At 68.6% G+C, this 17,826-nt stretch carries 22 protein-coding genes and 1 riboswitch; of the genes, 14 read left to right on the top strand and 8 right to left on the bottom strand.

Annotated elements, in window-relative coordinates:
* The first annotated feature begins 151 nt into the window (after positions 1–151).
* The 6 genes from NPJ82_RS02095 to NPJ82_RS02070 all read left to right on the top strand — a co-directional run bounded on the left by NPJ82_RS02095 (position 152) and on the right by NPJ82_RS02070 (position 5,689).
* Positions 152–1,879: a type I secretion system permease/ATPase gene (locus NPJ82_RS02095; protein WP_342658187.1), complete on the top strand. Its 1,728-nt coding sequence runs from the start codon at positions 152–154 to the stop codon at positions 1,877–1,879.
* Positions 1,872–3,200, top strand: coding sequence for an HlyD family type I secretion periplasmic adaptor subunit (locus NPJ82_RS02090; RefSeq protein WP_342658186.1), 1,329 nt, complete (start codon positions 1,872–1,874; stop codon positions 3,198–3,200). Before NPJ82_RS02095 ends, NPJ82_RS02090 begins: the two co-directional genes overlap by 8 nt.
* 27 nt (positions 3,201–3,227) lie before the next feature.
* The gene (locus NPJ82_RS02085; RefSeq protein ID WP_342658185.1) at positions 3,228–3,782 is read left to right on the top strand and encodes a GNAT family N-acetyltransferase; all 555 of its coding nucleotides are present in this window, start codon (positions 3,228–3,230) and stop codon (positions 3,780–3,782) included.
* 34 nt (positions 3,783–3,816) lie between these two features.
* Positions 3,817–4,743, top strand: a complete 927-nt coding sequence (locus tag NPJ82_RS02080) for a cation transporter (protein ID WP_112381833.1) — start codon at positions 3,817–3,819, stop codon at positions 4,741–4,743.
* Positions 4,744–4,813: 70 nt separating this feature from the next.
* Entirely contained in the window at positions 4,814–5,266 is a 453-nt protein-coding gene (locus NPJ82_RS02075; RefSeq protein ID WP_342658184.1) for a hypothetical protein, read from the top strand.
* Positions 5,267–5,365: 99 nt separating this feature from the next.
* Entirely contained in the window at positions 5,366–5,689 is a 324-nt protein-coding gene (locus tag NPJ82_RS02070) for a hypothetical protein (protein ID WP_342658183.1), read from the top strand.
* Between the two features lie 29 nt (positions 5,690–5,718).
* On the opposite strand, the gene NPJ82_RS02065 is transcribed toward NPJ82_RS02070, so the two are convergent.
* Positions 5,719–6,006 carry a hypothetical protein gene (locus NPJ82_RS02065; RefSeq protein WP_112381830.1) on the bottom strand — a complete coding sequence of 96 codons (288 nt, stop codon included), beginning with the start codon at positions 6,004–6,006 and terminating at the stop codon, positions 5,719–5,721.
* Between the two features lie 111 nt (positions 6,007–6,117).
* On the opposite strand from NPJ82_RS02065, the gene NPJ82_RS02060 reads away from it, so the two are divergent.
* The 4 genes from NPJ82_RS02060 (at position 6,118) to thiC (ending at position 10,371) form a co-directional block, all read left to right on the top strand.
* On the top strand, positions 6,118–6,930 hold the full coding sequence (locus NPJ82_RS02060) for a sterol desaturase family protein (protein ID WP_342658945.1): 813 nt from the start codon (positions 6,118–6,120) through the stop codon (positions 6,928–6,930).
* Positions 6,839–7,273, top strand: a complete 435-nt coding sequence (locus NPJ82_RS02055; protein WP_162843977.1) for a DUF2141 domain-containing protein — start codon at positions 6,839–6,841, stop codon at positions 7,271–7,273. The genes NPJ82_RS02060 and NPJ82_RS02055 overlap by 92 nt, the downstream gene beginning before the upstream one ends.
* 71 nt (positions 7,274–7,344) lie before the next feature.
* Positions 7,345–8,232 (top strand): MipA/OmpV family protein, encoded by an 888-nt coding sequence (locus NPJ82_RS02050; protein ID WP_211368579.1) that lies wholly within the window; start codon positions 7,345–7,347, stop codon positions 8,230–8,232.
* 73 nt (positions 8,233–8,305) lie between these two features.
* Positions 8,306–8,416, top strand: a riboswitch (TPP riboswitch).
* Between the two features lie 41 nt (positions 8,417–8,457).
* On the top strand, positions 8,458–10,371 hold the full coding sequence (thiC, locus tag NPJ82_RS02045) for a phosphomethylpyrimidine synthase ThiC (RefSeq protein WP_342658182.1): 1,914 nt from the start codon (positions 8,458–8,460) through the stop codon (positions 10,369–10,371).
* A 354-nt stretch (positions 10,372–10,725) separates the two neighbouring features.
* On the opposite strand, the gene NPJ82_RS02040 is transcribed toward thiC, so the two are convergent.
* Positions 10,726–10,956, bottom strand: coding sequence for a type II toxin-antitoxin system Phd/YefM family antitoxin (locus tag NPJ82_RS02040; RefSeq protein WP_342658181.1), 231 nt, complete (start codon positions 10,954–10,956; stop codon positions 10,726–10,728).
* 39 nt (positions 10,957–10,995) lie between these two features.
* On the bottom strand, positions 10,996–11,313 hold the full coding sequence (locus NPJ82_RS02035; protein WP_342658180.1) for an alkylphosphonate utilization protein: 318 nt from the start codon (positions 11,311–11,313) through the stop codon (positions 10,996–10,998).
* 136 nt (positions 11,314–11,449) lie between these two features.
* Here NPJ82_RS02035 and NPJ82_RS02030 point away from each other — a divergent pair, with 136 nt between their 5' ends.
* The gene (locus NPJ82_RS02030; RefSeq protein ID WP_112384235.1) at positions 11,450–12,094 is read left to right on the top strand and encodes a hypothetical protein; all 645 of its coding nucleotides are present in this window, start codon (positions 11,450–11,452) and stop codon (positions 12,092–12,094) included.
* Between the two features lie 58 nt (positions 12,095–12,152).
* On the opposite strand, the gene ung is transcribed toward NPJ82_RS02030, so the two are convergent.
* Positions 12,153–12,791 carry a uracil-DNA glycosylase gene (gene ung / locus NPJ82_RS02025; RefSeq protein ID WP_342658944.1) on the bottom strand — a complete coding sequence of 213 codons (639 nt, stop codon included), beginning with the start codon at positions 12,789–12,791 and terminating at the stop codon, positions 12,153–12,155.
* A gap of 158 nt (positions 12,792–12,949) precedes the next feature.
* Between ung and NPJ82_RS02020 the strand changes: the two genes are divergently transcribed.
* On the top strand, positions 12,950–13,339 hold the full coding sequence (locus NPJ82_RS02020; protein WP_149682347.1) for a hypothetical protein: 390 nt from the start codon (positions 12,950–12,952) through the stop codon (positions 13,337–13,339).
* Between the two features lie 63 nt (positions 13,340–13,402).
* A complete protein-coding gene (locus NPJ82_RS02015) occupies positions 13,403–13,918 on the top strand; it encodes a ferritin-like domain-containing protein (protein WP_112384238.1) in 516 nt (171 codons plus the stop codon).
* Between the two features lie 24 nt (positions 13,919–13,942).
* Here the strand turns inward: NPJ82_RS02015 and NPJ82_RS02010 are convergent, their stop codons facing one another.
* Positions 13,943–14,359: a DUF1810 domain-containing protein gene (locus tag NPJ82_RS02010; protein WP_342658179.1), complete on the bottom strand. Its 417-nt coding sequence runs from the start codon at positions 14,357–14,359 to the stop codon at positions 13,943–13,945.
* Between the two features lie 68 nt (positions 14,360–14,427).
* Here NPJ82_RS02010 and NPJ82_RS02005 point away from each other — a divergent pair, with 68 nt between their 5' ends.
* The gene (locus tag NPJ82_RS02005) at positions 14,428–14,961 is read left to right on the top strand and encodes a hypothetical protein (RefSeq protein ID WP_342658178.1); all 534 of its coding nucleotides are present in this window, start codon (positions 14,428–14,430) and stop codon (positions 14,959–14,961) included.
* A 15-nt stretch (positions 14,962–14,976) separates the two neighbouring features.
* Here NPJ82_RS02005 and egtD read toward each other — a convergent pair whose 3' ends face one another.
* From egtD to NPJ82_RS01990, 3 genes are read right to left on the bottom strand one after another with little or no spacing between them, the layout of a single operon-like run.
* A complete protein-coding gene (egtD, locus tag NPJ82_RS02000; RefSeq protein WP_342658177.1) occupies positions 14,977–15,954 on the bottom strand; it encodes an L-histidine N(alpha)-methyltransferase in 978 nt (325 codons plus the stop codon).
* Between the two features lies 1 nt (position 15,955).
* Positions 15,956–17,221 carry an ergothioneine biosynthesis protein EgtB gene (egtB, locus tag NPJ82_RS01995; protein ID WP_342658176.1) on the bottom strand — a complete coding sequence of 422 codons (1,266 nt, stop codon included), beginning with the start codon at positions 17,219–17,221 and terminating at the stop codon, positions 15,956–15,958.
* A gap of 40 nt (positions 17,222–17,261) precedes the next feature.
* On the bottom strand, positions 17,262–17,822 hold the full coding sequence (locus NPJ82_RS01990) for a cob(I)yrinic acid a,c-diamide adenosyltransferase (RefSeq protein ID WP_342658943.1): 561 nt from the start codon (positions 17,820–17,822) through the stop codon (positions 17,262–17,264).
* Positions 17,823–17,826: the final 4 nt, after the last annotated feature.

Raw genomic sequence — 17,826 nt, 5'->3', positions numbered from 1 at the left:
CTTGGCCTTCGACTTCGCTCAGGCTGAACGGAGGTGTTGATGGATCGCGCGGTGGTGCGGCAGCCGCTCCTCAACCCCAGCGCAAGCACCTGTCGACCGCAAATACCCCCCTTGGGTCACCCCCTTCGATGGTGTACGCTCCAACCCATTGATGTCGCCCGGTTCCGACAGCCCGATGCGCGCCGCCCTCGCGCAATGCCGCCGCCATTTCGCCGCGGCGGCGGTGTTCAGTGCGCTGCTCAACCTGCTCTATCTGGCCCCCACCCTCTACATGCTGCAGGTCTATGACCGGGTGGTGCCGACCCGCGGGGGGCAGACCTTGCTCTTCCTCACCCTGGTGCTGCTCTTTGCGCTGCTGACGCTGGCGCTGCTCGATCGCACCCGCACCCGCCTGCTCACCCGCGCCGGGGTCGCGCTCGACGCCGCGGTGGCCCCGCATCTCCTCGACGCCACGCTCGGCCGGCCCGAGGCGCCTGAGGCGCGGCAGGCCCTGCGCGATTTCGACCAGTTCCGCGCCACCCTTACCGGCCCGGCGATGCTGGCGCTGTTCGACGCGCCGTGGCTGCCCTTCTACATCCTCGTCTGTTTCGTCGTGCATCCCTGGATCGGCGCGGTCGCGCTGCTCGGCGGCATCGCCCTGCCGCTGATCGCGCTCGCCAACGAACGTGCCACCCGCCCCCGGCTCGATCAGGCACAGGCGATCGCCGCGCGCACCTATGCCGCGCAGGACGCCGCGCTGTCCTCGGCGGAGGCGGTGCGCGCGCTCGGCATGCGCCGCGCCCTTGTCGCCCGCCAGCAGCGCGAGCGCGATGCGATGCTCGTCGCCCAGACCGAGGCGGGGCTGGCCGGCGGCAGCTACCTGACGGCCACCAAATTCACCCGCCTCGCGCTGCAAAGCCTGGCGCTCGGCCTTGGCGCGCTGCTCGCCATCGACGACATGATCTCGGCCGGCGCGATCTTCGCCGCCTCCTTCCTCATCGCCCGTGCGCTCGCCCCCATCGAACAGCTCGTCGCCACCTGGCGCAGCATCGCGCAAGCCCGCAGCAGCTACGCCCGCCTCGACACCATGCTCGGCCAGGCCCACGCCCAGCCCTCGCCCACCACCCTCCCCCCACCGCGCGGCGCGCTCGCGGTCGAGGGCGTCACCGTGCTCGCCCCCGGTGGCGACCGCGCCGTCCTCACCAACATCTCCGTCTCCATCCTGCCCGGCGAGGTCGTCGCCGTCGTCGGCGCATCGGGCGCGGGCAAGTCCACCCTCGCCCGCCTCCTGGTCGGCGCCATCCGCCCCGATCGCGGCATCGTCCGCCTCGACGGCGCCGACCTCGCCGACTGGGACCCCGAACGCCTCGCCCGCCACCTCGGCTATCTGCCACAGGACACCGCCCTCTTCGCCGGCACCGTCGCCCAGAACATCGCGCGTTTCGCCGGTGACTTGGGGGAGGACCGCGCCACGGTCGACGCCGCCGTCATCGCCGCCGCCGATGCGGTCGGCGCGCGCGACCTGATCCAGCGGCTGCCCCACGGCTTCGACCACCGCCTGTCGCTCGGCGGCCGCGGCGTCTCGGCCGGACAGGCGCAGCGCATCGCGCTCGCCCGCGCCCTTTATGGCGACCCCGCGCTGCTGGTCCTCGACGAGCCCAACGCCCATCTCGATTCGGATGGCGATGCCGCCCTTGTCGCCGCACTCACCCGCGCCAGACAGGCCGGCCGCACCGTGGTCGTCGTCTCGCACAAGCTCAGCATCCTGCCCGCGGTCGACAAGCTGCTCGTCCTGCGCGACGGCCGTGTCGACCTTTACGGCCCGCGCGACGAGATATTGCCGCGCATCACCCCGCCCAAGCTTCGGGCCGCGCCCGCCCCGCCCGCCATCCATGGCTGACCCCGCCGCCCCGCCAATGGCCGATCCCGGCCGCGACATCCGCACAGGCGGCATCGTCGCCGTGCTGTTCTTCGTCCTGTTCCTCGGCTGGGCCGCCTTTGTCCGCCTCGACGCCGCCGCCTATGCCCCCGGCACGCTGGTCGTCTCCGGCCAGCGCCAGACGGTGCAGCACCGCGACGGCGGCGTGCTGCGCCAGATCCTGGTCCGCGAAGGGCAGCGGGTGGCCAAGGGCCAGCTTCTCGCCAGCCTCGCCGCCGCCGACGTCGTGGCGCAGGAACGCGCGCTCTCCGCACAAGCCATCCGCCTGCTCGCCCAGCGCGCCCGGCTGGAGGCCGAACAGCTCGGCGCCACGACCGTTGCCGCGCCCGCCGAATATGCCACGCTGATCCCGGAGGATCGCGACGCCGCCCGCCTGGCGCTGCGCCTGCAACAGACCGAACTCGACGCCCGCCGCGCCACCCTCACCGCGCAGCGCCAGGCCCTTGGCCAGCGCGCCGCGCAGTCGGGGGAACAGGGGCGCGGCTACGGCACCCAGGTCGCCTCCGCCAGGGAACAGCGGCGACTGATCGACGCGCAACTCGCCGCGCTCCGCCCCGTTGCGGAAAAGGGTTTCGTCTCGCAGACCCGCCTGCGCGAGCTGGAGCGTCAGCGTGCCGAGATGATCGGCCAGCAGGGCCAATATGCCGCCAGCGTCGCGCAGACCCGCGAGGCCGCCCGCGAAAGCCGCTATCAGGTGCTGGAGGCCGAGCGCACCTTTCGCGAACGCACCGCCGCCGACCTGCGCGAGGTGGAGACGAGCCTGGGCGAGATCCTCCCGAAACTCGCCGCCGCGCGCGACCAGCTGGCCCGCACCGAGATTCGCGCCCCCGTCACCGGCGCCGTCGTCGGCCTGTCGGTCTTCACCCCCGGCGGCGTCATCGCGCCCGGCCAGACGCTGATGGACATCGTGCCCGAGCGCACCCCGCTTCTGATCCAGGTCCGCATCAGCCCCGACGATGCCGACGATCTTGCGGTGGGTCAGGCGACGCGCGTGAAGTTTCCCGGCCTGCACGACCGCGCCCTGCCCGATCTCGACGCCCGCCTGACCCGCCTGTCCGCCGACGCGCTGACCGACGAGAAGACCGGCCAGAGCTTCTTCACCGGCGAGGTCACCGTGCCCGATGCCGAGCTCGCCCGGCTGCGCGACGCCACCGGCAAGGCGTACGATCTGCGCCCCGGCATGCCCGCCGAGGTCCTTGTGCCGCTCCGCCGCCGCACCGCGCTCGATTACGCGCTGGAACCGCTGGTCGGCGCCTTCTGGTCCTCTTTCCGCGAGCATTGACGCGCAAAAGCGCGCTACGCTGCTCCGATGACCCAGGCCCCCACGCTTCACACCGACCGGCTGACCCTCACCGCCCATCACCCGGACGATCTCGACGCGCTCGCCGCGATGTGGTCCGAACCCGCGGTGTACGCGATGATCGGCGGACAGCCGCGTTCGCGCGAAGAGGTGTGGCTCCGCCTGCTCCGCTCGATCGGCCAGTGGCAGGCGTTCGGCTATGGCTCGTGGGTCGTGCGCGAGCGCGGCGGCGGCCCGCCGATCGGCGATATCGGCCTGCTGGAGGCGCGCCGCGCGATCGATCCGCCGCTGGACGCGCCCGAACTCGGCTGGGCGCTCGCCCCCGCGGTGCATGGCCGCGGCTTTGCCGGGGAGGCGCTTGCCGCGATCCTCGCCTGGGCGGATGGTCACGGGGCCGACGGCTGCGGCATCGCGCGCACCTGCTGCATCATCGATCCCGCCAACGCCCCCTCGCTGCGCCTCGCCGCCCGCCTCGGCTACCGCCCCGCCCGCGACGCGCTCTACGCCGGCCACCCGGTCCACATCCTCACCCGCCCTTCCCCCGCCACCGCGAACCGCGCATAATCCGCCGCGCAATCGTTTTCGGGACCCACCGACCATGAACGGCGAGCAGCGTCTTCTGCGCAACTCGATGATCGTCACCGTCATGCTGGCGGGGGTCGGTGTCGTTGTCGGCACGATCGCCGGGTCGGACGCGATCGTGTTCGACGGCATGTATTCGCTCGCCGATGCGGCAATGACCGCGCTGGCGCTCGGCGTCGCGCGGCTGATCGCCGCCTCCAACGCCGCGGATGCCGCGGGCGGGCGGCTGCACGAGCGGTTCACCATGGGCTTCTGGCATCTGGAGCCGATCGTGTTGGGGCTGAACGGCGTGCTGCTGACGGGCGCGTCCATCTATGCGCTGGTCAATGCGATCACCGCCCTGCTGTCGGACGGGCGGCCGCTCTCCTTCGGCCCGGCCATGGCCTATGCCGCGATCGGCACCGCCGCCGACATCGCGATGGCGGTCTATGTCACCCGCGCCAACCGCACCGTCCGCTCGCAACTGGTCGCACTGGACGGCAGGGCATGGATCATGACCTCGGCGCTGGGCGCCGCGCTGTTCGTCGCCTTCGCGCTCGGCGCCATGCTCCAGGGCACGCGCCATGCCTGGATGACGCCCTATGTCGATCCCGCCGCGCTTGTCGTCATCTGCCTCGTCATCATCCCCGCCCCCTTTCAAACCATCCGCGCCGCCGTCTCCGACATCCTTCTCGTCACGCCTCCCGCGCTCAAGCTGCGTGTCGACGGCATCGCGCAGGCCACCGTCGACCGCTACGGCTTCGTCTCCTACCGCGCCTATGTCGCGCGCGTCGGCCGCGGCACCCAGATCGAACTGAACTTCATCGTCCCCCCCGACACCCCCGCCCGCCGCCTCGAGGAATGGGACGCGCTGCGCGACCGCATCGGCGAGGAGCTGGGCGACGATACCCCCAATCGCTGGCTGACCATCGTCTTCACCACCGATCCCGAATGGGCGGTGTAGGGAAATACCCGCAAGATATTCCGAACAGGATCCACACCTTATTTCTGGCGACGGATAGATATATCCGAACATGTCCGCATTTTCCCTGCCATCGCCCTTGCACACGACTTCACCGCTGAACATGATGCCGCCATCAACAAGGGGAAGGATCATCATGCGTCGCAGTTTCGCAGCATTGGCCATTGCTTTGGGCGCGGTCGCACTTTCCCCGGCAAGTGCCGCCGATAGCGGCAAATTCGGCGATGCTCTCAAGAAAATGCTGACGGGTACCGCCGCAGGCGAATGTCCCGCCGACGTGATGGGCGATGCCCTGCTCGCCGCCTGTCGCGAACAGCTCCCCGCCTTGCAGCCCAGCCTCGCCGCCGCCGGCCCGATCAAAGCCATGACCTTCGTCGCCGCCACCGGCAACGATGCCGACCGCGTCGAAACCTACACGGTAACCTTCGAAAAGGGGGAGCCCTCCACCTGGCAGATCGGCCGACCGAACAAAGGCAAGTTCGACATGGCCTATTCCGCCGGCTGAAAACGACGGATCGCCCGCCATTCTTCGCCGCTAATCTTACGTTTACCGACGGGATCTAAGCCGCCTGCCATGACGGACGGGGCAAGGCTGATCCTGGGCATGACCGCCACGGCGATGATGTTTCCGCTGGCCATCATCATGTCGAGCATCCCGGCCTATGTTCCCGACGCGCGTCTTGCCGAGATCGCGCGCACGAACACCGACTCTCTATCGGCCCGCGCGGACATGCTGGAGGCGTTGCGATACTGTGCCCGGCGGCGCGCCAACTGTCCGCGCGCCTCGATGGACACGCTCGGCACGTCCAAGCGCCGGTTCTTCTCGTGGCAGAACAATGCCGGCCTGTTCGCCGTCACCTATATCAACTGCCCAGCGCAACAGGCTTGCACCGTGCGGGGCAATGCCTTGATTCCGCTTCCCAGATGATGCCGCTTCCTGGCGGGCCTGCGTACCCGTCAGGAAGGATGCCCTTCCGCCTCGTTCCCGTCCACCGCCTGCACGCGGGCCTCGGCATCCGCGTCGCGGTCGCCCGCATCCACGCCGGTATCGATCGGCGCATTGGGCGCGGTGCCGGCGGGCGTGCGGCCCGATCCGCTCAGCACATCGGCTGCCGACGCGCCGCCCAGACCACCGCCGCCCGGCGCGCTGTCCATCTGCGGATCTGACAGGATCGCCGCCGCGCTGCCTTCCTCACGCGGGGTCTCGGGCACGTCCTGCGCGTTGTTCGGCTCGCTGGTTGCCATGATCCATCTCCTGCATCTGTTCGCGTGGCTGAACGATCGGCACCGGCAAGCCGTTCAATCACGGTCGATCAATCATTCAATCCCGGCCCGCGATCGGCTACACTGGCCGGCGTGATCCTCGCCATCCTCCTGTCCGCGCTTGCGATGACTGCGATCGTCGGCATCCGCTACCTGATCGTGTCGGGGGCGTTCGCCTTTGCCACCCGCGTGCGCCACCCCCGGCTATATGCCGGGCTGGACACGCAGATGCGGCGCGAGATCGCATGGAGCCTCTCCTCCGCCGCCATCTACGGCCTGCCTGCCGGCATCATCGCCTGGGGCTGGCAGAATCACGGCTGGACGCGGATCTACAGCGACCTTCATGCCTGGCCGCTCTGGTACTGGCCGGTCTCGGTGCTGCTCTACCTCTTCGCGCATGACACCTGGTTCTACTGGACGCACCGCTGGATGCACCGGCCAAAGGTGTTCAAGCTGGCGCACGCCGTCCACCATGCCAGCCGCCCGCCCACCGCCTGGGCGGCGATGGCCTTTCACCCGGTGGAGGCGGTGACCGGCGCTGTGGCAATTCCGCTACTGGTCTTCGCGATTCCGATCCATGTTAGCGCACTCGCCTTGGTCCTCACTGTCATGACCGTTATGGGGGTGACGAACCATATGGGCTGGGAGGTCTTTCCCCGCGCCGTGTGGCAGGGGCCGCTGGGGGGCTGGCTCATCACCGCCAGCCATCATCAGCGGCACCATGAACAATATGGATGTAATTATGGCCTCTACTTCCGCATCTGGGACCGGCTGTGCGGCACCGACCGGGGGCTGGGCGATTTCGCCCGCGCGCATGCGCAGGCTGAGCGGCGCGGGCGCGCTGCTGGCGGCGGCGGGCCTGATACTGGGCGCGGCACCCGTGTCGCGGCTCGACGTCGGGGTTGATCACCTCCGCTCGGCCAAGGGGATGATCCGCGTCTGCCTGACCGCGGACCCGGACAATTTCCCCGCCTGCGTCGACGATGTCCGCGCCGTCACCCGCTCGGTCCCCGCCGACCAGAGCAGCATCCATTTCGATGGTCTTCCCCGCGGCGCCTATGCGCTGGCCGTGATCCATGACGAAAACGGCAATGCCAAGCTCGACACCATCGCCGGCATCCCGCGCGAGGGCTTTGGATTCTCGCGCAATCCCGCGATCCGCTTCGGCCCGCCGCGCTTTTCGGCGGCGCGCTTCACCCTAGCCGATGTGACCGATCGGCAACAGGTACGGATGCGTTACATCTTCTGACGGAAACGCGGCGGACACAAACCGATTGCAGGGCGTTGCGCCCTGGATAATCGTACAGGGAGTTTTCCGTCTTGCGCTCCGCCGCCTTCCGTTTCCTTGTCCCGGCGCTCGCGCTCGTGGCCGCCACGCCTGTCGCCGCGCAGGACGCCAGCACCCCGCCGGACGCATCGCGCGCCCCGACCGGAGTCGATCCCGAAGACTTCGACCGCGACACTGTCACCGTCGCGGTGGCCGCGGCCCTCATCACCGACTACGAAGGGTCGAACGATTACCAGTGGACGCCCGCACCCGGCGTTCTGGGCTCGGTCGGCGGCTACAACTTCACCGTCATCGGCAACCGCGCCTCGATCGACCTGATCCCCAACCGGCCCGGCCCCAACTGGGATTTCCAGGCCGGTCCGATCGGCGTCATCAACTTCAACCGCAACAATGTCGACTCGATCGACGACGCGCGCGTCCGCGCGCTGGGCGAGGTGAAGACCGCGATCGAACTCGGTGGCTTTGTCGGCATCGGCAAGACCGGCGTCATCACCAGCCCGTATGACCGCCTGTCCGTCTCGCTCAGCTACCGCCACGATGTCAGCAATGCCCATGACAGCGCGATCTGGCAGCCGACGATCAACTATTTCACCCCGCTCAGCACCAAGGCGGCGGTGGGCCTGTTCGCCTCGGCCGAGCATGCCGGGGCCGGCTATGCCCGCACCTATTTCTCGATCGATCCCACCCAGAGCGTCGCCAGCACCCTGCCCGTCTATAATGCGCGCAAGGGCTGGAAGAACTGGGCGCTCGGCGCGATGGGCACCTATTCGATCACCGGCAACCTGCTGAAGGGCTGGAAGGTCGTCGGCGGTGTCGTCTACCGCGACATGCTCAACGACTTCGCCGACAGCCCCGTCGTCTCGATCGCCGGCAAGCGCAGCCAGTGGATCGGCGCGCTCGGCATCGGTTACACCTTCTGATCTTTCGAAAGGGGCCGTCCGTCCGCGTCGGCCCCTTTTTGTTTGGTGTTCAGGCGCCGACCCCCTATGCTCCACGCCATCCCCGGGGGACCGCCGATACTGCGGTTGAGAGGGAGCGAGGACGCTCCGACCCGCCGAACCTGATCCGGTTGACACCGGCGTAGGGAGTGGAAGTCGGCGCAACCCCTCCGGGTCACCCGTCTCCCTCCCCAAAGGAGAGAAGAGATGGCAGACGTACCCGCCCGTACCGAAATTGGCGTCACCACCGGCCCGATCCGCGGATCGAAGAAAATCCATGTCGGCCCGCTGAACGTCGCGATGCGCGAAATCCATCTCGACCCCTCCTCGGGCGAGCCGCCGCTTCGCGTCTACGACACCTCCGGCCCCTATACCGACCCGGACGCCCGCATCGACATCATGGCCGGCCTGCCGCAACTGCGCCGCAACTGGATCGAGGCGCGCGGCGACGTGGAAAGCTACGACGCCCGCGAAATCCGCCCGGAGGATAATGGCCAGCTCGGCCCCGACCGCTCCGGCGGCGTTCCCCAATTCCCCCGCCTGATCAAGCGCCCCTTGCGCGCAAAGCCCGGCGCCAATGTCAGCCAGATGCACTACGCCCGGCGCGGCATCATCACGCCCGAGATGGAATATGTCGCCACCCGCGAAAATCTCGGCCGTCAGATGCTGAAGGACTATGTCCGCGACGGCGAAAGCTTCGGCGCGGCGATCCCCGACTATGTCACCCCCGAATTCGTCCGGGACGAGGTCGCCCGCGGCCGCGCGATCATCCCCAACAACGTCAACCATCCCGAATCCGAGCCGATGGCGATCGGCCGCAACTTCCTGGTCAAGATCAACGCCAATATCGGCAACAGCGCGGTCGCCAGCAACGTCGCGTCGGAAGTCGACAAGCTGGTCTGGTCGATCCGCTGGGGCGCCGACACGGTGATGGACCTGTCGACCGGCCGCAACATCCACGACACGCGCGAATGGATCATCCGCAACAGCCCCGTGCCGATCGGCACCGTGCCGATCTACCAGGCGCTGGAAAAGGTCGGCGGCATCGCCGAGGACCTGACCTGGGAAATCTTCCGCGACACGCTGATCGAACAGGCCGAGCAGGGCGTCGACTATTTCACCATCCATGCCGGCGTCCGCCTGCCCTACATCCCGATGACCGCCAAGCGCGTCACCGGCATCGTGTCGCGCGGCGGCAGCATCATGGCGAAATGGTGCCTGGCGCATCACAAGGAGAGCTTCCTCTACGAGCGCTTCGACGAGATCACCGAGATCATGAAGGCGTATGACATCGCCTATTCGCTCGGCGACGGCCTGCGCCCCGGCAGCATCGCCGACGCCAATGACGAGGCGCAGTTCTCCGAACTCTACACGCTGGGCGAGCTCACCCACCGCGCCTGGGCGCAGGACGTGCAGGTGATGATCGAGGGCCCCGGCCATGTGCCGATGCACAAGATCAAGGAAAACATGGAGAAGCAGCTCCAGGTCTGCGGCGAGGCGCCCTTCTACACCCTGGGGCCGCTCACCACCGACATCGCGCCCGGCTACGACCATATCACCAGCGGCATCGGTGCCGCGATGATCGGCTGGTACGGCACCGCGATGCTCTGCTACGTCACGCCCAAGGAGCATCTGGGCCTGCCCGACCGCGACGACGTGAAGGTCGGCGTGGTGACGTACAAGCTCGCCGCCCACGCCGCCGATCTCGCCAAGGGCCACCCGGCCGCGAAACTGCGCGACGACGCCCTGTCGCGCGCCCGCTTCGACTTCCGCTGGCGCGACCAGTTCAACCTGTCGCTCGATCCCGACACGGCCGAAAGCTACCACGACCAGACCCTTCCGGCCGAAGGCGCCAAGACCGCGCATTTCTGCTCGATGTGCGGCCCCAAATTCTGCTCGATGAAGATCACGCAGGAGGTTCGGGAATTTGCCGCGTCCCGCGCGGCAAATAGCGACCTGCTGGGGGCAGGTCGCGATCCCGAACCTCAGGGATTTGCCGCCAAGCAGAACGCGCCGGTGGAAACCTTCGTCGCCACCGAGGAAGCGGAAGCCGGCATGGCGAGGATGAGCGAAACGTTCCGCGAGAAGGGCAGCGAGGTGTATCTGCCCGCAGCGGAGTAAGCCGCCTCGAACATCCCTCCCCTTCAGGGGAGGGGCCGGGGGTGGGGGTGGGGCCTGTCCACGGGCGGATCGCTTGAACCGCCCCAGGTCGACGCTGATGGTTTCACACTTCTAGCAGGTCGTACCGGCTTCAATAATGAAACCATAACTGACGTGCGCGCCAATCCGCCCCCACCCCGTTCGTCCCGAGTAACTATCGAGTAGCGGCCGTCAGGCTGCGTATCGAGATGGTGTATCGAGGGACAGGGCAGCGCACGGTACAATGCCTCGATACGCGCCCTCGATACGGCTTCTTGCGAAGCCTACTCGGTCGCTACTCGGCACGAACGGGGACAAGTGGCGAGCAAGACATGCTCACCCCCACCGCGCATCAAATCCCGCCACAGCGTCCAGCAACCGCCGCGCGTTGTTCGGCGAGGACAGCAGGTACAAGGTCTCCTGCATCCCCGCCCATGTCCGGGCCGATGCAACCACCACATCCTCGCCATCGTCGCAGACGATCCGAACCGGCGCGCCACGGGCAGCGACCATGTCCATCACCGCCCCGAAATCATCATCCGCCTCGGCAAAGCTGATCCCGCGCATCCACGAAGATTGAGCCCGGCGCGCCCAACCGGCGCCCCCTCATCGCTTCCGCACAAATTCCGCCCTAAGCACCAGCCCGCGGATCCCGTCGAACTTGCAGTCGATCTCCTGCGCATCGCCGGTCAGCCGGATCGACTTGATCAGCGTCCCCCGCTTCAGCGTCTGGCCTGCGCCCTTTACCGTCAGGTCCTTGATCAGCGTCACCGCGTCGCCATCCGCCAGCACGTTGCCCACCGCGTCGCGCACCTCGACGCCGCCATCGTGATCGCCGCCCGGCGCCCGCGCGGCGGCATCGGCCGCACTGATCCATTCGCCGCTCGCCTCGTCATAGACATAGTCGTCCGTGCCATCGCTCATCGTCATGCTCCTTCGCGGCCCTCCATGCCCTGATGGATGCCAAAGCGCCACACTCCCGGAACGAAACGCGAACCAATCCAACAATCGACCGCGCGGGGCTGTCCTACACACCCGCATCCGGTGTTCATTCCCGCGCATGAGCAAGCGCACCGAACCGCCCGCCGCCGGGGATTTCGACCCCGTGCCCGTCCGCCCCCGCGTCGATGGCTGGACGCCCGAGCGCCAGACCGGCTTTATCGAGGCGCTCGCCGCCACCGGCAATGTCGAGGCGGCGGCCAAGGCGGTCGGCATGGGCACCACCTCCGCCTATATGCTGCGCGCCCGCCCCGACGCGGCCAGCTTTCGCGAGGCGTGGGGGATCGCGCTCGACTGCGCGGTGCAGCGCCTGGCCGATGCCGCGCTCGACCGGGCGATCAACGGCGTCGCCACGCCCATCTTCTACAAGGGCGAGCAGATCGGCGAGCGCCGCCGCTTCGATGAAAAGCTGACCATGTTCATCCTGCGCCTGCGCGATCCCAAGCGCTTCGGCAAATGGCGCGAGGACCGCGTCCCCTCCTTCCACCAGGATGGTGCCGCGATGCTGCTTCAGGTCGCGATGAACCGGGTGGAGAACGACGCGCACGACATGGAGGCCGGCGTCACCCCGCCCCGGCACAAGCCGCTGCCCGAATTGCGGCTGATCACGCTGGAACAGGAAGAGGCGGTGACGATCCTGCGCGGCGAGCATCTGGCCGCGATCCAGCGCCGCCGCGAATATGAACGCTGCTATGCCGCGGACTAAGTGGAGGCGCGAGGGGGGATGTAGTGTCCACTTCCGCGACCGGCGGCGCGGTGCCCCCTCAAACCTCCGGCAACGCCCAGTCGATCGGCGCTTGCCCCTGTGCTTCCAGGAACGCGTTCGTCCGCGAAAACGGCCGCGACCCGAAAAAGCCGTGCCGCGCCGACAGGGGCGAGGGGTGGGCGGAGCGGATCACCAGATGCCGCCCGCCATCCTCGTCCAGGAACGCGGCCTTTTTCTGGGCATGCGCGCCCCACAGGATGAACACCGCCGGCTGTTCCCGCGCCGCCACCGCATGGATCACCGCATCGGTGAACGGCTCCCATCCGCGCTTCTGGTGCGAGGCGGCGGCGCCCTCACGCACGCTCAGCACGCTGTTGAGCAGCAGCACGCCCTGCCGCGCCCAATGGTCGAGCAGGCCGTGGCGGCTGCGCGCCACCCCCAAGTCGCCTTCCATCTCCTTGAAGATGTTGACCAGGCTCGGCGGCGGCCGCACCCCCGGCCGCACCGAAAAGGCCAGGCCATGCGCCTGCCCCGCGCCGTGATACGGGTCCTGCCCCAATATCACCACGCGCACCCGGTCCAGCGGGGTCAGCTCCAGCGCGCGGAACCGGTCCTCCGCCGGCGGGAAGATCGCCTGCCCCTGCCGTGCCTCGTCGTTCAGGAACGCGGCGAGCGCGGCAAAGCGCGGCCCCTGCATCTCCACCTGCAACGCGGTCTGCCAGTCGGCGGGAAGCGCGGGCATGCCGGGGGGCGTGTGTGTGGCTTGGGTCATATCGCACCGGCCATGCCGCCTTCGTTACGATGGGGCAACCACATCGGCGGCAGCGCGTTGAACCGCCCGACAGGAGGAACCCGATGAACCGTTCGACGCTCACCGCCCTTGCCGCCCTCGCGCTCGCCCCCCTCGCCGCCTGCGGGCAGAGCGACACCGCGGCCGACAACGCCACCCCCGTCACCAATGCCGCGGAAACCGCCGCGGCGGAGGGCATCGACTATGGCACCCGCATCCGCGACCTGCCGGAGGGGCAGCGCCGCGGCGTCCTGTTCCGCGCGATCCGCGATTCCGGGCAGGACGGCGCCTCCTGCCAGGCGGTGACGTCGATGAACGAGGCGGCACCGACCAATGGCCTCGCGACCTGGAACGCGGTCTGCGACAACACCGCGCGCTGGGCGATTGTCTTCGCCAATGACGGCACCGCCACCGTCACCGGTCCGCTGGCGGCGCAGCCCGCGCGCTCATCGTAAATCCGCAACCATGCCGCGCGCCGCCCGTTTGGGACCGCGGCAACCCTATCCAGGAGAGAGACGATGGGCCTGTTTTCCAAGGACATCCAGACGCTGCAGGATCTCTACATCCACCAGCTCCAGGACGTTTATTACGCCGAGCAGCAGATCACCAAGGCGCTGCCCAAGATGATCGAAAAGGCCACCGACCCCGAACTGCGCATGGGCTTCGAAACCCATTTGCGGGAAACCGAGGGCCAGATCGCCCGGCTGAAGCGCGTGTTCGAACTGGAAGGGCTGGAGCCCAAGGGCGTCACCTGCCCCGCGATCGACGGCATCATCAAGGAAGCCAACGAAGTCGCCGGTGAGGTCGCGGACAAGGCGGTGCTGGACGCCGCCCTGACCGCCGCCGCCCAGGCGGTCGAGCATTACGAGATCAGCCGCTACGGCACGCTGATCGCCTGGGCCGACCAGCTCGGCCGCAGCCAGTCCGCGCAACTGCTCGGCGAAACGCTGGCCGAGGAAAAGGCCACCGACGAGAAGCTGACCAAGTTGGCCTCGTCCAAGGTGAACGCCAAGGCCGAACTGGCCGGCGCCTGAGGCATCGGGGCGGTCGCGGCGTCGTTACAGGCGCCGCACCGTCTCCCCGTCCTCCCGCCCGCCATAGAAGCGGTCGAGCACGGCCCGGAACACCGCACCGTCCTCACCGGCGGCATGCGCGAACAGCGTCATGGAGGACCGCAGCTTGATCGCATCGATCCCCCCCATGATCGCCTCCGCGCTGCCCGGCGCCGCCAGTATCGCCGCACCCGCCTCGCGCAGCCGCGGCCCCAGCACCGGATGCGCCAGATAGGCCCGCGCCTCCCCGATCGAGCCGATCGCATAGGCTCGCGCCATCGCGCTCTGGCCCAGCCCGGCAATCTGCGGAAACACGAACCACATCCAGTGGCTTCGCTTGGCGCCCGCCTTCAACTCGGCCAGCGCACGGTCGTACGTGCCCGCTTGCGCCGCGACGAAACGTTCGAGATCATGGTCGTCCATCCCCCGCAACCGCCGGCACAGGCGGAGCGTTCCAAGGATCGGGCCAAAGGTCAGGAGAGAGAAGCCTCATGCGCCATGCGTCGTTGCCGCGATCGTCCGCCGCCATCATCCTCGCCGCGCTCGCCCTGGCCGGCTGTGGCGGCGGCGGCACCAGCGAGGATGCCGATCGCGAGGCCGTGGCCGCCAACTTCACGCCCCCCACCACCGCCCGTCCCACGCCCCTCCCCGGCCAGGAACATGGCCAGCCGCTCACCGCCTATGTCGGCCATTATCCCACCGATGCGGTGTCGGGCGTCACCTTCTACAACCGCAGCGAGGTGGCCGACGCCCTCAACCGCGCGGTGGGCGATCAGGCGGTCCGCCGCCAGATCGTCGCCACCAACGCGGTCACCACACCCATCGTGCTGACCGGCGGCCGCCTGCTCGCCCATGGCTGCGAACCGCACAATTGCGGCGACAACAACTGGACCTTCCTGGTGACCCCCGATGGCGAAAAGGCGGAGGCTTGCCACCACAATGCCGACACCATGGGCAACACCAGCCGCTGGTATCGTGGCGCCGCCCCCGAAACCCGCCCCGGCGATTGCCCGCAAGGGAGTTGAGGGGGCGGCAGGCTTTTAAGGCGCCGGCCGCTCCCCTTGCGCCTCGGCCAGATAGACGCCGAACAGCCCATCGGGGTCGGTCCATTCCGCCACCGGCGTCCACCCGCCGGCACGCATCAGGATGCGGGCATCGCGAGCGCCGTATTTATGGCTGTTCTCGGTGTGGATCGTCTCCCCTGCCGCCATGGCGAACGGCCGTCCGTCGACGGTGAAGTCGACGTCCCTCGTCGCCTCTAGGTGCATCTCGATTCGCGCCCGGTCGTCGTTCCACACCGCCTTGTGCCGGAACGCCGCCACCGGCACGTCGCCGTCCAGTTCGCGGTTGATCCGCTCCAGCAGGTTCAGGTTGAACGCCGCCGTCACCCCCGCCGCATCGTCATAGGCCGGCACCAGCACGTCGGCCGCCTTGATCCGGTCCATCCCGATCAGCAGCATCGCCCCCTCGCCCAGCGATGCGCGCATCGCCCGCAACAGGTCGGTCGCCATCAACGGCGTCATGTTGCCGATCGTCGATCCGGGAAAGAACCCCAGCTTGGGGCTGTCCGCCACCGCGGCGGGCAGCGCGATCGGCCGCATGAAATCGGCCTCCACCGGATACATGGACAGGTCGGGGAACCGCTCCGCCAGCACGCGGGTCGACGCCCGCAGGAAGTCGCCGGAAATGTCGATCGGCACATAGGCCGATGGATCGGCGCAGCGCAGCAGGATCGGCGTCTTGGTGGACGATCCCGATCCGAACTCCACCACCGCCCGCCCCTTGCCGACGCGCTCCGTGACCTCGGAACAGATCGTCTCCAGGATCGCCGTCTCGGTCCGGGTGGGATAATATTCGGGCAGGTCGGTGATCTGCTCGAACAACTCGGAGCCGTGCCGGTCATAGAACCAGCGGGCGGGGATCGCCCGCGGCCGCCGCGCCAGGCCGCTCACCACATCGGCGCGAAATGCCGGGTCGGCCAGCGACGCCTGACCGTCCTCGATCTCGGGCTTCAGCATCCTACAGGTCCTTTGCCAGACGCACGCCGGTGAACTGCCAGCGTTGATGGGGGTAGAAGAAGTTGCGGTACGATGCCCGCACATGACCGCGCGGCGTCGCGCAACTGCCACCGCGCAGCACGAACTGCCCGCTCATGAACTTGCCGTTATACTCGCCGACCGCGCCCTCGGCCGCCCGGAAGCCGGGATAGGGGCGGTAGGCGCTGCCGGTCCATTCCCACACATTGCCGAACAGTCCGGGGCCGCTCGCCGTCGGCCGCGGCTCCACCGCGCCGGCCTCGTCCATCTGGTTGCCGCCCGCCGGGTCGTGCGCCTCGGCCGCGGCTTCCCATTCCGCCTCGGTCGGCAACCGCGCGCCCGCCCAACTGGCAAAGGCATCCGCCTCGAAGAAGCTGACATGGGTCACCGGCGCGGCCGGATCGACCGCGCGCCGCCCGTCCATCCCAAAGCGCGTCCAGCCGCCGTCGCCTTCTTCCCAATAGAGCGGCGCGGCGATCCCTTCCGCCTTCACCCATGCCCAGCCATCGGCCAGCCAGTGTCGCGCATCGCGGTATCCGCCGTCCGCGATGAACTGGGCCCATTCGCCATTGGTGATCGTCCGGTCTGCCAGTGCGTGCGGCGCCAGCAGCGCGGCATGCCGCGGCCCCTCGCAATCGAACGCGAAGCCCGCGTCGCCATGCCCGATCTCCACCACGCCTTCGCGCCCCGCGATCCAGCCGATCGGCCCCGGCATCGCCACGGGCACCTTGCGCGCCGCCGGGTACCAGGCCGGCTCCAGCGGGTTCTCGCTGAACAGGTGCAGCATGTCGGTGACGAACAGTTCCTGATGCTGCTGTTCGTGATGGCAGCCGAGATCCACCAGCGCGGCAACGTCCGGCGCTAGGCCGGGGATCGCCGCCACCATCGCCGCATCGACATGGGCACGATATGCCCGCACCTCGTCCAATGTCGGCCGCGTCACCATTCCGCGGCGGTGTCGCGCGTGCCGCTGCCCTTCCGCCTCGTAATAGCTGTTGAACAGGAACGGCCAGCGCTCGTCGTGCAGCCGGTATCCCGGCACATGATCGCGCAGCACGAAGGTTTCGAAAAACCAGGTGGTATGCGCAAGATGCCATTTCGCGGGCGACGCATCGGGCATCGACTGCACCGTCGCGTCGGCATCCGACAATCGCTCGGCCAGTGCCAGGGTCAGTGATCGTACGGCAATAAATCGGTCCGCCAGGCCCAGCGAGGCGGCGGCAAATGGATAGGCGGCATCGCTGGCCATTCGGGTGCTCCCACCCGAACGCTGACTGGCTTTGATTAACCTAGCGCAAGCCCCCGGGCACCCACAGAACGTCCCCGGCGCCGTTTTGGTTCACTGCCCGGCTGGCGACAAACAGCCAATCCGACAAACGATTTAGATAGCGCAACGCCTCCGGGTTCAGCGGCTCGTCGACCGCCACCGCCGCCCGCTCCGCCCGGCGCACGATCGCACGCGCCAGATGCAGCGCCGCCGCCGCCGCACTGCCGCCGGGCAGGATGAAGCTGGTCAGCGGCGCCAGCCCCGCGTTCATCGCGTCGATCTCCGTTTCCAGCCGGATCACCTGCGCAGCCACGATGCGCAGCACCATCGCCGATGGCGCAAAATCGTCCCCCGGCGTCGCCAGATCGGCACCCAGGTCGAACAGGTCGTTCTGCACCCGCATCAGCGCCGCGCGCATCCCCTCGTCGGCCAGGGTCGCGGCAACGCCGATCGCGCTGTTCGCCTCGTCCACTTCGCCGATCGCGCTCATCCGCGCATCCGCCTTCGACCGGCGCGATCCATCGACCAGCCCCGTCGTGCCCGCATCCCCGGTGCGCGTGTAGATCTTGTTCAGCTTGACCAGGGGA

This window comes from Sphingomonas sp. NY01 (genome assembly GCF_038809135.1).
Classification (GTDB): Bacteria; Pseudomonadota; Alphaproteobacteria; order Sphingomonadales; family Sphingomonadaceae; genus Sphingomonas; species Sphingomonas carotinifaciens.
The sequence above is the reverse complement of the archived record's forward strand: the minus strand, read 5'-3'. Positions and strand labels throughout refer to the sequence as shown.